Source organism: Vibrio sp. Vb1574 (assembly GCF_033338675.1).
On record NZ_JAWOTC010000011.1, the window covers coordinates 29,876 to 43,489 of the forward strand.

Consider the following 13,614-nt stretch of genomic DNA (forward strand, 5'->3'; position numbering starts at 1 on the left):
ATCTCAAATTTGCTATTAAGTTTGCGAGAATTTGACGTTTTCAACCTAATCCGCACTCAACGCGGCTAAATCAGCATAAAAGGCGTGTCATGCTTTGTTCTATTTATAAAAGCTCGAAAAAAGAAGGTACTTATCTCTATATTCCGAAAAAGGATGATTTTTCACAGGTTCCTGACACCTTAATGCAGATGTTCGGTAAGCCTATCGCTGTCATGACGATTAAACTTGATGGCCGTAAATTGGCACAAGTTGATATCGAAAAAGTGAAGGCTTCATTACAAAATGATGGCTTCTTTCTTCAGGTTCCACCGCCGCCGGAGAACCTATTAGAAAAGTACAAAGAACAAAAAGCCCAGCAGAAAGGCGAATAACGTCATCGTTTTTCATCTGGGATTTCTGCCTTGCTCAAGGAGGGCAATATGAAAAAGATACTGGCTACCATGCTTAGCGTTGGTATGTGTACCTCGGCTTTTGCAAGTAGCGAGGGTTTTGATGAATACTTGAATAAGCTGCGTGCTGAAGCTCGTGATAAAGGTATCTCAGAGCAGGTCATTAGTGCTGCTTTTGCTAATGTTGAGTACAAGCCGCGAGCAGTAAAAGCGGACCGAAACCAACCAGAAAAGAAACTGACATTGGATGAGTACATTCCTCGCGCGGTGCCTGAATGGAAGGTGAAGCAAGCCAGACAACTCTACAAAGAGCATTACACTGAGCTAAAGCGTATAGGCGATGAGTACGGTGTCCACCCGCGCTTTATTGTGGCACTTTGGGGAGTTGAAAGTAACTTTGGTAAGTTTACCGGCAACTTTAAAGTGATTGATGCACTATCCACAATGGCATTTGAAGGCCGTCGTGAAGAGTTTTTCCGTAAAGAGACCATGTCGGCACTGCAGATCCTCGATCAAGGCCATATTGAGCTAGAGAACTTTAAAGGCTCATGGGCTGGTGCGATGGGTCAATGCCAGTTTATGCCAAGCTCTTTCCTTCGTTTTGCTGCTGACGGCAACGGTGATGGTAAAAAAGACATATGGCAATCTGAAGCGGACGTGTTTGCATCAACCGCTAACTATTTGAGCAAGTCTGGTTGGGATGATAAATATACTTGGGGTCGCCAAGTTAAGGTTCCTAAAAATATTGATCGCAGCCTGGAAGGGCGCACGGCTGAAAAAGGCAAATACCTTCAAGAGTGGAGCCAATTAGGTATCACAAAATATGACGGTAGCCCGTTGCCAAAACTGGATGAAGACATCAAAGCATGGTTGATCATGCCGGACGACGAGAATGGTCGTACGTATCTGGTTTACAATAACTACAACGTATTGATGAAGTGGAACCGCTCTTACTACTTCGCACTTGCTGTGAGCCACTTGGCTGACCGCATTAAATACTGATCTGCCACAAACAATTCGGCATCCAGTCTTCAATACAAGGGCTCTTCGGAGCCCTTTGTTTTTTCTATAACCAAATCGAGGTAAAGCGTGTTATCTGAACGTGCCGCACAAATGGTGATTTTCTCCGCTCTTCTTAAACACAAAAGCTTCACAGCTGCTGCAAAGAGCTTAGGCGTGTCGGTGTCTCATGTGAGTAAACAGTTGAGTCAGTTAGAAGCGTCTCTTGGTATCAAGCTTGTTCAACGCACTACGCGAAGCTTTACGCCGACAGAGGCAGGGAAAACCTTTTTTCATCACTGTGAGCAAGTGGTACAAGCGGTGAGCAGCGCCACATTAGAGATGGAAACCCAGCGGGATGAAGTAGCAGGTTTGGTACGTCTTGGGTTGTCGCAATCATTTGGTACCTTACACATTATTCCAGCGATTCAAGAGTTACGCGAACTGTATCCTCAACTTCAAGTGGAAGTACATCTGTTTGACTATAAGGTCGATATGTTAGCCGAAGGGCTCGATTTATGGGTAACCAACAATGAGCATTTGCCTGAAGGTTACATTGCGCAGCGTTTGACGGATTGCCAGTTTGTTGTTGCGGCATCGCCAGATTACTTATTGAAACATGACACGCCAACAGAACCGGATGACCTATCTGCTCACAACTGCCTCATATACAGAAGCTGGGAGCGTGACTATACGGGGTGGGCGTTTACCAAAGATCAGCAAGAATTGAACGTAAAAGTCTCGGGTAACTATTCAGTAGATCTGGCAGAAGCCGTTCGGGATGCGGCTATTGCAGGTTGGGGTATTGCCTACCTTGCCACTTACTTGCTGGGGGATGAGTTTAGAACGGGTAAGTTAATACAGCTGTTACCTGACTGGAAAGCCAGCCAGTCGATGCCGTTTTATGCGGTATACCCAAGCCGCCAGCATATGCCAAAAAAAATATCCGCAGTGATTAACTTTATCAAACAGAAGATCGGCAACCCTTGTCATTGGGACCAACGTTTGGCACCTTACATCTCTATTCCTAAATAACAGGATCAATGACGTTGTAGAACGACACATAAGGTGATTCACTTCACAAAAATTTTTCCTGAACCAGAAACATATTTTCTATATGGAAATAATTAAAATAAGCAAACGTTTATCTTCAATAAATTCAATTGGTTATTTTGTTGGTCAGTTATTGGTCGCTTAAACTTTTCACACTGTTAACATCCTCAACTTGCAGCATTTTGAGTCCGCTATACAATCCGGTGCCTTCCATATCCCCCTTCTGTCGGATTCATTTTATGAACTCAATTATTGGTATCGTAGCCATACTATTCCTAGCATGGCTACTTTCTACAAATAGAAAAAATATAAAGCTGAGAACGGTGTCGTTTGCGTTTGCTTTGCAGGTACTGTTTGCGTTGTTGGTTTTATATGTACCAGCAGGAAGAGATGCGCTGAATTCAGTGAGCAGTGTTGTGTCGAATTTGATCAACTATGGTCAAGAGGGCATTGCGTTTTTATTCGGTAATTTGGCGACAGGGGGCTTCACCTTTGCGATCAATGTTCTGGGTATCATCGTTTTCTTCTCCTCTCTTATCTCAGGTCTTTATCACATTGGTGTGATGCCAAAAATCATTAACTTTATCGGTGGTGGTATTCAAAAGCTGCTGGGTATCGGTCGTGCTGAGTCTTTGTCTGCTACGGCGAATATCTTTGTTGGCACCATTGAAGCACCATTAATGGTAAAGCCTTACCTAAAACACATGACTGACTCGCAGTTCTTTGCAGTTATGACAGGTGGTTTAGCGTCAGTTGCTGGCGGAACGTTGGTTGGTTACGCATCACTGGGTGTCGACCTCAACTATCTTATTGCTGCTGCATTTATGTCAGCACCTGCCGGCTTGTTGATGGCAAAAATTTTAATGCCAGAAGATACGGATAAAGCAGCAGATATCGACATTAGCCAAGTTGAAATTCCACGTGCAACCAACGTAGTAGAAGCATTAGCCGATGGTGCCATGGCGGGTGTACGCATTGCTGTATCGGTCGGTGGTACGTTACTGGCGTTTATTAGTGTCATTGCAATGCTAAACGGCATGTTAGGCTGGATAGGTGATCTTATTGGGACACCATTAAGTTTTGAGCTCATCCTAGGTTTTGTGTTTGCGCCAGTCGCTTGGTTGTTGGGTATACCATGGCAAGAAGCAACCACAGCAGGCTCGCTGATTGGTAACAAGATTGTGGTGAATGAGTTCGTCGCTTTCATCCAGCTTGCAGAAGTGAAGTCTCAACTTAGTGAACACTCACAAGCAATCGTGACGTTTGCTTTGTGTGGCTTTGCAAACATCTCAAGCATGGCGATGCTGATTGGTGGGTTGGGCTCATTGGTACCAGAAAAGCGTGCATTTGTTTCTAAGCATGGTTTCCGTGCGATTATCGCTGGTGTCATGGCGAACTTAATGAGCGCTTCGATTGCGGGCGTGATTTTAAGTCTGTAATTGAAATAGATATCAACAATTAGCAAAAAGGCTCCTTGCGGAGCCTTTTTCGTATCTGAAGTTTTACGTTATTTGTCTGTGTGGAACTGTTCGCAAGCGAGCATCGTGTTCTCAATTAAACTTGCGACGGTCATTGGGCCAACGCCACCAGGAACAGGAGTAATAAAGCTCGCACTTTCACGTGCTTTGTCGTATTCCACGTCGCCAACTAGTTTGCCTGAATCAAGACGGTTAATACCGACATCGACCACCACTGCGCCTTTTTTAATCCACTCACCAGGGATGAAGTTAGGCTTACCAACCGCCACCACGACAACGTCAGCTTGACGCACATGACTCTCTAAGTCTTTGGTAAAACGGTGACATGTTGTTGTTGTGCAGCCCGCAAGCAGCAGCTCAAGTGTCATTGGACGACCAACAATGTTTGATGCACCAACCACAACCGCATGTTTACCACGTAGCTCAATGTTGTAACGGTCGAGTAGGGTAATTATGCCCTTTGGCGTGCAAGAGCGAAGCTTTGGAATACGCTGCGCAAGACGACCAACGTTGTAAGGATGGAAGCCATCCACGTCCTTCTCTGGGTGAATGCGCTCTAAAACATGTGTTGTGTCTATGCCCGCAGGAAGGGGTAATTGCACTAGAATGCCGTCAATTTCATCATCGTTGTTTAATTCATCAATCAGAGCTAGTAACTCTTCTTCTGAGCTAGACGCAGGAAGGTCAAAAGACTTAGAAACAAACCCAACTTCTTCACATGCGCGGCGTTTGCTACCAACATAAACCTGAGAAGCAGGATCTTCACCAACTAGAACCACTGCTAAACCAGGAGCACGTAGCCCAGCTTCAACACGTGCTTTAACACGTGCAGCCACTTCGGATCGAACAGTTTGGGAAATGAGAGTTCCGTCTATATTTTGAGCAGTCATGACTTTCCTTATAAATTAAGAAGGCAGATTATCTGCGGCGCATTGTCGCAGAATTTCTTGTTAACATCCATACGCAAACGTTTGCTTTGTGGTGTTTTTGAACATTAAGCGTTTTAATGGACTTTTTTTAGGCATTCAGATCAGAATGTTATGAAAACCCGTTGATTTACCCGTTTGAACTCGTATAATCCTGTCCCTGTAGCGCGCCCTTAGCTCAGCTGGATAGAGCACGTCCCTTCTAAGGATGTGGTCATTGGTTCGAATCCAATAGGGCGTGCCATATTCTATAAGGCCTGACAGCTTATTAAGTTGTCAGGCCTTTGTCGTTTTGGGTGTTTATAGTCGGCTAAGTAGTCGGTTAAGCTTGTAGCTTAATGTAATCATCTGTAATGAATATATAAGTTCGCTTTCTTCTCGCGGCTAGGTATTTGAGACTAAAAATGCAAATCAGCCCCACTGTGAGGCTGATTGATCTATTTAATTAGAGTTTTTCCTATAAAACACAATCATCTCACTGATTGAATTAAATTGGCTACCAACCTCTTTCCAAACACACTCTTCACAAAGAAGCCCTCGTCCATATCTTGCTGTTTTCTCACCACAGCATAGGCAGATAGGATCATTGGTCTTTATACTGTTTTCTGCAACCTCTGTATCTTCATATGGTTGTTCTATGGTTGACTGAGGCCAACGAAGCATTTCGACAAGTTCTTCCCAGTGTTTTAAAAGGTAGCTAAAAACACCTTCAGAGTTAAGAAGCCTGATAGGACTTTTAGTTGGGTAAAGATCGTTAGCCAACTTATGCGTATTTACTCTCAGGATAATGTCGATATCGTGAGGTACTGCTTCTGGTAGTAAATGAGGACTGCTCTCGAAAGGGATATCCATTACTACCGATATGTTAGAGGGTAAGTCTTTAGTGTATGCATCAACTTGAACTCCAGATTTGGTACATTCAACCTCCCATTGCACATCATTAAAATCCCACTCATCTAAATCAAAGTTAACTAGAGTTGGGAGCTGTTGCCTTATAATCAGTGCCAATGCAGTAACGGGGGAGAATTCACACTCAGAACTTGTTGTATTTTTATCGGTACGGTGTGCAAAGTGCCATTGGTTGATACTTCCCAACCTCGCAGTAACTGGGGTTCCACATGATAAACAATGACAGTTGCAATCATCACCACGCTCCACTTGCTCAATCCCCACTATTCGGTTTGAACTGTTACTGCGAGCGAAAGGCATAAGGACTTGAAATGAAGACATATAAAGACCTCTTATACGGCTTGCTCTAAGTCATCATTAAACTCAGTCAGTCTAATAGATGGCTCTGCGTGGGGTAAGTTAGTAATTGATACCCCCCAAGGGTAAGGGGTTTTGTTATCTTTTTCGTATTGGTAAATCGTAATGTGAGGAAGGTTCCGTCTGTCGTACGCTTGACCAAATTTGAATGCTACGCTGTTTTGAGAAGCTAATACGAGGTGTATATCGTTATAGCCTTCTTCCATGAGGTTTTTAACTTCTTCGATCAAATCATAAGCTAAACGACTTTGCTTTTTACTTGACCAGTGATTATCAAAACGCTTTTCCCTCAGTTTCAAATGTATCTGTGGCATCTTTGGAAAACAGAGGTCAATAGCTTTCTCATCAACAGGGTAAGAGAAAGATACAGCAAGAACGATAGATTCTTTGCTATCAGCATGCTTTATTGTCTTTTCAAACTTCTCATTGTCGTCACTAATAGGATCGAGTTCTTTCCAGCTTGATAGTTGTCGATCCCAGTCGAGCACTTCAATATGAGACTCATCATCCAACAAATATCCTGATAGGAAAGCAAAAGGAACAGGAACTAAACCACCATAAACAATGTGAAAATCTTCAGCAGCAACACTATTTCTTCGCTCTTCTATAGAGTGCTCTAGATTGAGGAATTTCTTAAGTGCTAATTTGGGTTGGCTTACAGTGCCATTAGCAAGACTGTCTCGGATATCTATTACTGTATTGGAAATATTTCGGCCTTTGTATTTTTTCTGAACATGCTCTGATAGTGGGGAGTCAGATGTGTTTACGAGTCCTCTTTGCTCAATAGCGAATACAATTTGTTTAGCCAATTGTCGCTGTTCTATAACTGAGCGGACTATCTCCCAAGCTAGCCCAATTGCCATTAGGAGTATACTGAAATAAAAACCGATAGAAACGAGTAGAGCAGGGACATCAGAACCAGCAACGTCAAGGTTAATGAGTTGGCTAGCTGTTACGTATTGAACATTGAATGCTACGCCTCCCATCAATGTTATCGGGAAGAAATAGGCTCCTGTCCTGAAAATTAACAAGGCAGGAGAGCGTTTTCTGAATAGCCAGTTGATGGTCTGAACAACGATATAAGTCAAAAGGTTCATTACTTTCCTTTGTTTGCTGGTTGATGGTGAGAGTTGTTGATTTGATCCATATATTGCTCAATAGTTAGTTCACCAGGGTGAACACCACCACCACGCCATTCTCCATCTGATAACCAAAGTTCCCAGTACCACAGCCATTCTTGCGTCCATGGGATGATTGATTCAGCGATTAACATACTAGGCACCCAGTCTTTGGAGCTACCGTTGTTAAACATTAGGCAGGGTTTAGTATTCTCTTTGGAGAAGAACTCATGAGGTGAGCGCTTCCCTCCTGCTAGATCTCTTAGATTCGGGGACAACACCTCGACCTCAGGAATACAACCTAACCCTGCCCATTTAACAAGAATTAGGTATTCTCGGCTAAGCCGAGAAGGTTGTAGTACTTGTCTCCATTCCAGTTTTAGACCTGTTTTACCTTTGAGTATTCTACCTTTGCCACCATGGTAACGTTTTTGTAGCGCGTTAAGCTGCTTTTGGAGGTGATGGCACATCTATACATCACCGTAGAAGTTGTGTTTAGGAACGGGGGTGGCAGTGGCTGCATTAGATACTCCTAAACCAATAGAAGAAACTACCGCACGATTTTGCGCTCGTCGTTCAGTCAGAGTGTCTGCAAGTTTGGCTTGGATGCCTCTTGCTGCTTGAGAACCAAACATTTCTCTTGAGCGCTCAATGGTTTTATCAAGCCCTTGATCTAATTCAAGTAGTTTTGCTAAGTCTTCAGTAACCTGCGTATACCACGCTTTAAATGCTTGGGGTAACATCGGTTTCTCATGCCATTTATCTGCAAAATTCTCCGTAGGAAGTGCTGGGTTGCGAATAGTGTACTTTACAGTACCGTCAGACTGATATTGATGGGAAATGAAGTTTGGCATTTCTTCAAGTACATCTAACATCAGATCAAATGGGTTGTGGTACTCCTTGTTAGAGTTTGAGCACTTTTCATAAGCTAGACCTGCTAGAGTCGTAATAATTATGCTTATTGGAGCGCAATCGCCATAAACGTTCTGCTTATTTTGTTTCCACATGTCTCTATGTCGCTTGAGAAGCTGAACTACAATCTGAAGTACAGTCTTTCGACCCTGACCAGGTAACGGTTCTACTGTCCCCGCATATATATCACTATTAGATCTGTAGTTGCTTTTTCTATTCCAGCGAATCTCTTTACTACACGCGCTTCGGAACCACTTCCTATATCCGTATGGATGAGAAGGACTATTGGCATCCTTGATGTCTGCAACTCTTACTTTGCTCTTATGGTTTGGCGAGTCCATATCTTCAGGCATGCTAGGGGTGATGTCCATGTGGAACCCCTGGCCTTCGATACCTCCATATTGCAGAGTGACACATCTGCGTTTTGGCATATTCTCTATTTTGTCACCGTATCGTTGAGAGTCTTTCAGCACTCGTATCAAATTGAAGAGTAGCTCGTTGGCTTCATCAGTAGTTGTTGGATAGTGCTGACTTGGTAAGTGCAGCACCAGATCTATATCCATGTCTGAGTCTTCATCAATCGGTTTTACGGATGTGCCAATACCAACACTACCTTGAGCATAAATGTGGCATTCCGCTAGCTCGCCCCCTTGGTTTGCCAAGTAGGATCCGATTGCTCGGTAAGCCGTCTTCAATTGAGACAACTGTGTTTCGGTCAAGTCTAGGTTCGATGTGATATGAGAGATCATCCCGAAACAAAATTCTTTGTCGCTTGCACTTAGTTGTCTTAGTGATTTGAAACCTTGATCTTGCACAGCTAGCTCCTGGTGGTCTTGGTTGGTTAATGACCGATTATACCGATTGAGATTATTATGATAGATCGAAATGATACGTGTCAATGATCTTGTTGTATATTTATTGTGTATTGTAATTACACGTAATGATTTTTTTGCTACGATTTGGCTAGATTGAACAATGGATACGCATCATGGAAAACAGTTCTCAAGCAGACATCACATCAGAGACAACCTCTATTAACGCTCGTTTAGCTTATATTGACTTTAAGTTGTTTTTTACAGGGCGTGTTAGTCGGGCTGATCTTAAAGATGCGTTTGGTATTGCAGAAGCAGCCGCTTCCCGAGTTCTTACTGAATACTCCAAACGTAGGCCAAACAACAAAACTCAAAAAACGAATACGATTATCAGGAAATCTTTCGAGCCATTGACAGATATAGATGGTGAATTGGCGCTTGGTATGCTCGCCAATGGATTTAATAGCAACAAGATCTTCGGCGTTACTGAGCTTGCCTATGAAAAGATTGGCAAGTTTCCCAACCAAATGAACACTAATGAAGTCGCTATGATTACTAGGGCGATATCGGGTAAGTATGCGATTTCCTGCAACTATCTTTCTGAAAACAGCTCTAATCATCAAATTAGAACCTTGGTTCCGTTGGCAATTATGTATGATGGAACCAGTTGGATGTTCAGAGCATTTGATCGTTCAGAAGTCAAAAAGAATAAATTTAAAAACTTCCATTTTGCTCGTGTTAGGAATGTGGTCGAAGAGCATGACTCTAAGGAGTCTAGGCAGCATGATCATGAGGCTTTAGCTCAAGATAAGCTGTGGAACTTAAGGTTACCTTTGATCTTAAAACTCCACCCCTCGTTGACAGATATGGATAAGCAAAAAGTAAGAACTGACTTTGGTATACCTGAAGATAAAGATGAGGTTTATGTTACAGAGAGAGCTGCATTTAGATGGATTGTTGAGAAAAAGTGGTATATCGATGCTCGCTCAAATGAAGAAAAGCGAGAAGATAAGCAAAGTCGTTTTTATAAGTTCGAGCTAAGCAATTTGGAAATGATAAAACAAATGGAGCAGGCCTAAACCACAACAATAAATTTGAATCCGATAGCTTGAGATTGTTCGGTTAAAAACAACTTTTCGACCTGTTGATTGAATTTCTTTTTACTTCAATGGCTTTAGACTTATTTGAATCTGTAAAGCCGTGATGTTGACGACTTTGTATCGGGAGATAGATACGGTGGTATCGTTGCTAGATAGAAGTCTCTTGCAGCCGAGGGCTGCAAGAGTTGTCGATGTTAGCGTGAGAGGTTTTTATTGGCGATATTGTATAGGCTCATGGTTACACCGCTTGTTCAATAATTGCATCAGTAAGCAGGAGTTTGGTGTCTTGTCGTTCAAGAAGACTTTGTTTTAGAGCATCACAAACAGATATTAATTTATTCAGCTTGGAGTTAATTTTTTCCATTTCTTGTTCAGGACTTATTGGAACAATAATGTTGGATAAACTATCGATATTTAGTTTAGGCATTTTTATTCGGTTTTCAGCGGCTCGAACTTGCTCTAAAAATACCTCAGACAAGATTAGATTAAGTAAGAAACTGGTATTGGTCATTGATTCTAATGGATATATGTCAGCACTACATAAACCGTCAAACTCAGCTATGATTGCTTTTGATAATGATGGACGAATTTTAGAATACAGAATCTGACCACTGTAGAAGCGGCTATTAGGCCCTGTGACACCTGATTCGTGAACAGTTCTTCGCTTGATCAGCTTGCCTGTCCCTTTTTCAATAGAGTCTGGGCCTACTTGGTCAAAGTAGGAAAACTCTTCAGGTCTAACTAATTCGGCTTTAACATTAATCAGAGTTCCAAATCTACACCACTCCCACCCATTCGGCAGTTCAAACGGCTTTTCATCTTCAGCAATCGGCGGTAGTGCTTTTTGCTTTTTGATCTTCTTCTCTTTAACTAACTGTGCCTTTTCTTCCGCAATTCTTTTCAGTAACTCAGTAGCAGGCTCATCGCTTGGATCTTGCGGAACCAACTTACCCATCACCGCCAGTTGCAGGATGGTTTGCTTAAGTTGGTCGATACTCTCTTCAGTGGTGAATAAGGTATCGAAATGCTCGCTGATTCGCGCCCAGTTTTGCATTAACTCATCAGCATCGGCAGAGTTAGTGAGTGTGTCCAACAATGTTGTTACCAGCACTTGATGCGCTCCGATACTGTCTTCGGTCTGTTGCTCTAGCTGGTCGCAGAGCGCCATTAGCTCATCGACTTTGGCGACGATGCGGTGTTGTTCTTCAATCGGAGGAATATAAACGACTAACTCTTTGAGAACAGAAGCTTTGATTCCTTTTGCTGTTGTTCCTGTCGCTTTTTCGGATAATAAATTCTGAAAGCTTGGAGACATAAGAAATAACCGTAGATAATTCGAAATATCGCTTAAGTGAAATTGCAAACAGATTGCTCGCTGAGCTAATGCAAACTTTTCTTCTAGATCTACTTGAGCTACGTTGCCTAGTGGTGCTTCAGGAGTAAACAAAATATCACCAATGCGAGGAAAGCCCCTTGTCATCCAGGTTTTATATTCTGCCTCTGATATGAACTCTTCAGGTTGTAGGGATAAATAACCAAACTTAACATTCTTGGCTGTAATTAGGCGCACACCTGCGCTCAACTTTTTTGGTGTCTTGCCCCTGTAATCGATAAATTTTGCTAAGTTTCCTAGTTTAATTCTGCCCCAAGTTTCAGGAACTAAAATATATTCCTCACTATCAAGAATACTCTGACTAGCTTTTGTCTTAAGGTTTTCTTCAACAGTTAATCTTGACTGCTCTATATGATTTTGTTTGAGTAAGGTTGCAACAGGCTCATCATTAGCATCTTGAGGAACAAGCTTGCCTCGCACCGCTAACTCTAAGATCAGCTCACGCAGCTTCTTAACACCGTAAAGCTCTAGTTTCTTGCTGCTGCCGCGACCAGAGGTCGATTTGGTTTTTATTGCCGAAGTCCAAATATCAATATGCTCGGTGATTAGGTTTTCGACTGCCATTATTGCTCTCCACCTTGCTTTTTACCTTGAATGGTAGAGCTAAGCGCATCTCCGAGAATGCCTTTCAGTTGGTCACGCAGTGCTTTAATGTCTTGTTGCTGCTGCTGATAGCTCGCCAGCAGCTCTTCAGGATTATGGCTGACTACTTCATCCTGATAAGGGTTTTTAATATCAAGGTTAAAGTTGCGCTCGATGATCTCCTCAATCGATACCTTCCAAGCTTGCTTGGTCTCGATGCGGCTAGCAAACCCGTCAGCTTCATTGCCCCACCAATCGATCTCTTGCTGGAACTCTTCAAACTTCATTGGTTTGGTTTTGCTGTAGTTCTTCACGCCCTCAGGGTAAGGGTGCTCATAGAACCACACTTCTTTGGTAGGCTGGCCTTTGGTAAAGAACAGAATGTTGGTCTTAATACCTGTGTATGGGTTGAACACGCCATTCGGTAAGCGAACAATCGTGTGCAGGTTACACTCTTCCGTCAGCATCTTTTTAATTTTGGTTTTTACGCCTTCACCAAACAAGGTGCCATCAGGCAATACCACACCAGCGCGACCATCTTTATCCAATACTTCGACAATAAGCTGCAAGAACAAGTCAGCCGTTTCACGAGTTTGCATTTCGGCAGGGAAGTTCTTTTCAATCCCGTCCTCTTCTGTGCCACCAAACGGTGGGTTAGTGGCAATCACATTGATATTGCTATCCCAGTTTAAAAGCGGCTTATTGAGCGTGTTGCCGTGCTTGATCTGCACAGGGACTTCGATGCCGTGGAGCATCATATTGGTGATACACAGCAAATGTGGCAGTTGTTTCTTCTCTACACCATGGATTTGCTTTTGCAACGTTTGGTGGTCGGCTGCGCTTGTCACGTAGTTCTCTTTAACGTGATCGAACGAGCAAGCCAGGAATCCGCCCGTACCGCAGGCGGGATCCATAATCTGCTCACCCAGTTTAGGGTCAAGACGATTGACGATAAAACGAGTCACCGCGCGAGGGGTATAGAACTCACCCGCATTACCTGCACTTTGTAGGTTGCGTAGGATTTGTTCATAGATATCACCAAACAGGTGGCGTTCTTTAGAGTCAGTAAAGTCGATTTCGTTGAGCTTGTTAATCACTTGACGAAGCAGTGTGCCATTTTTCATGTAGTTGAAGGCATCACTAAAAGCTTCTTTCACCACAAAACCGCGTGGGTTGGTGTCTTTCGGTGCGGTTAGGTTTTTTAACGTCGGGAATAGGTCATCATTGATAAATTCCAGCAGCTCGTCACCTGTAATGCCTTGGTTATCTGCCGCCCAGTTACGCCATAGGTACTTGGCTGGGATGGGTTCGCGGTAATCATCTAACTCGAACTCTAGCTCTTCCTCTTGAGCATCAAACACTTTAAGGAATAAAAGCCACGACATTTGACCTAGACGCTGCGCGTCACCATCAACACCTGCATCTTTACGCATGATGTCTTGAATAGACTTGATAACTGAACTGATTGACATGGAGTTCTACTACTAACTGACTGAAAAAATTGGGGCAGATTATAGCAGAAATGGGTCGAAGAAAATTAACTTATCGCTATGAAACTATGTTTGTAATTGTGGTTTAATAATGAA

General features: G+C 43.0%; 12 protein-coding genes and 1 tRNA gene. 6 read left to right on the forward strand and 7 right to left on the reverse strand.

Annotation, left to right across the window (positions count from 1 at the left end):
- Positions 1-89: 89 nt before the first annotated feature.
- From R7O12_RS10075 to R7O12_RS10090, 4 genes are all read left to right on the forward strand, one after another.
- The gene (locus R7O12_RS10075) at positions 90-371 is read left to right on the forward strand and encodes a YcgL domain-containing protein (RefSeq protein ID WP_005382303.1); all 282 of its coding nucleotides are present in this window, start codon (positions 90-92) and stop codon (positions 369-371) included.
- Positions 372-419: 48 nt separating this feature from the next.
- Entirely contained in the window at positions 420-1,391 is a 972-nt protein-coding gene (locus R7O12_RS10080; RefSeq protein ID WP_005388330.1) for a lytic transglycosylase domain-containing protein, read from the forward strand.
- 87 nt (positions 1,392-1,478) lie between these two features.
- Positions 1,479-2,423, forward strand: coding sequence for a LysR family transcriptional regulator (locus R7O12_RS10085; RefSeq protein WP_017634801.1), 945 nt, complete (start codon positions 1,479-1,481; stop codon positions 2,421-2,423).
- 257 nt (positions 2,424-2,680) lie between these two features.
- Positions 2,681-3,880 (forward strand): NupC/NupG family nucleoside CNT transporter, encoded by a 1,200-nt coding sequence (locus R7O12_RS10090; protein ID WP_005382298.1) that lies wholly within the window; start codon positions 2,681-2,683, stop codon positions 3,878-3,880.
- Between the two features lie 68 nt (positions 3,881-3,948).
- On the opposite strand, the gene folD is transcribed toward R7O12_RS10090, so the two are convergent.
- On the reverse strand, positions 3,949-4,809 hold the full coding sequence (gene folD / locus R7O12_RS10095) for a bifunctional methylenetetrahydrofolate dehydrogenase/methenyltetrahydrofolate cyclohydrolase FolD (RefSeq protein ID WP_005382297.1): 861 nt from the start codon (positions 4,807-4,809) through the stop codon (positions 3,949-3,951).
- Positions 4,810-5,012: 203 nt separating this feature from the next.
- Between folD and R7O12_RS10100 the strand changes: the two genes are divergently transcribed.
- Positions 5,013-5,089: transfer RNA gene (locus R7O12_RS10100), tRNA-Arg, on the forward strand.
- 197 nt (positions 5,090-5,286) lie between these two features.
- Here R7O12_RS10100 and R7O12_RS10105 read toward each other — a convergent pair.
- From R7O12_RS10105 to R7O12_RS10120, 4 genes are read right to left on the reverse strand one after another with little or no spacing between them, the layout of a single operon-like run.
- Positions 5,287-6,075 carry a competence protein CoiA gene (locus tag R7O12_RS10105; RefSeq protein WP_262656651.1) on the reverse strand — a complete coding sequence of 263 codons (789 nt, stop codon included), beginning with the start codon at positions 6,073-6,075 and terminating at the stop codon, positions 5,287-5,289.
- 11 nt (positions 6,076-6,086) lie between these two features.
- On the reverse strand, positions 6,087-7,208 hold the full coding sequence (locus R7O12_RS10110) for an SAVED domain-containing protein (RefSeq protein WP_262656650.1): 1,122 nt from the start codon (positions 7,206-7,208) through the stop codon (positions 6,087-6,089).
- On the reverse strand, positions 7,208-7,699 hold the full coding sequence (locus R7O12_RS10115; protein ID WP_262656649.1) for a hypothetical protein: 492 nt from the start codon (positions 7,697-7,699) through the stop codon (positions 7,208-7,210). Before R7O12_RS10115 ends, R7O12_RS10110 begins: the two co-directional genes overlap by 1 nt.
- Positions 7,700-8,956, reverse strand: coding sequence for a nucleotidyltransferase (locus R7O12_RS10120; RefSeq protein WP_262656648.1), 1,257 nt, complete (start codon positions 8,954-8,956; stop codon positions 7,700-7,702). It lies immediately after the preceding gene.
- Between the two features lie 173 nt (positions 8,957-9,129).
- On the opposite strand from R7O12_RS10120, the gene R7O12_RS10125 reads away from it, so the two are divergent.
- A complete protein-coding gene (locus tag R7O12_RS10125; protein WP_262656647.1) occupies positions 9,130-10,032 on the forward strand; it encodes a WYL domain-containing protein in 903 nt (300 codons plus the stop codon).
- A 259-nt stretch (positions 10,033-10,291) separates the two neighbouring features.
- Here R7O12_RS10125 and R7O12_RS10130 read toward each other — a convergent pair whose 3' ends face one another.
- Positions 10,292-12,010, reverse strand: a complete 1,719-nt coding sequence (locus R7O12_RS10130; protein WP_262656646.1) for a restriction endonuclease subunit S — start codon at positions 12,008-12,010, stop codon at positions 10,292-10,294.
- Positions 12,010-13,500, reverse strand: a complete 1,491-nt coding sequence (locus R7O12_RS10135) for an N-6 DNA methylase (protein WP_318125794.1) — start codon at positions 13,498-13,500, stop codon at positions 12,010-12,012. Before R7O12_RS10135 ends, R7O12_RS10130 begins: the two co-directional genes overlap by 1 nt.
- Positions 13,501-13,614: the final 114 nt, after the last annotated feature.

Coding starts and splice junctions, on each gene's coding strand:
- R7O12_RS10135 (WP_318125794.1), bottom strand. CDS start 13,500: ATGTCAATCAGTTCAGTTATCAAGTCTATTCAAGACATCATGCGTAAA.
- folD (WP_005382297.1), bottom strand. CDS start 4,809: ATGACTGCTCAAAATATAGACGGAACTCTCATTTCCCAAACTGTTCGA.
- R7O12_RS10125 (WP_262656647.1), top strand. CDS start 9,130: ATGGAAAACAGTTCTCAAGCAGACATCACATCAGAGACAACCTCTATT.
- R7O12_RS10115 (WP_262656649.1), bottom strand. CDS start 7,699: ATGTGCCATCACCTCCAAAAGCAGCTTAACGCGCTACAAAAACGTTAC.
- R7O12_RS10075 (WP_005382303.1), top strand. CDS start 90: ATGCTTTGTTCTATTTATAAAAGCTCGAAAAAAGAAGGTACTTATCTC.
- R7O12_RS10090 (WP_005382298.1), top strand. CDS start 2,681: ATGAACTCAATTATTGGTATCGTAGCCATACTATTCCTAGCATGGCTA.
- R7O12_RS10105 (WP_262656651.1), bottom strand. CDS start 6,075: ATGTCTTCATTTCAAGTCCTTATGCCTTTCGCTCGCAGTAACAGTTCA.
- R7O12_RS10080 (WP_005388330.1), top strand. CDS start 420: ATGAAAAAGATACTGGCTACCATGCTTAGCGTTGGTATGTGTACCTCG.
- R7O12_RS10110 (WP_262656650.1), bottom strand. CDS start 7,208: ATGAACCTTTTGACTTATATCGTTGTTCAGACCATCAACTGGCTATTC.
- R7O12_RS10130 (WP_262656646.1), bottom strand. CDS start 12,010: ATGGCAGTCGAAAACCTAATCACCGAGCATATTGATATTTGGACTTCG.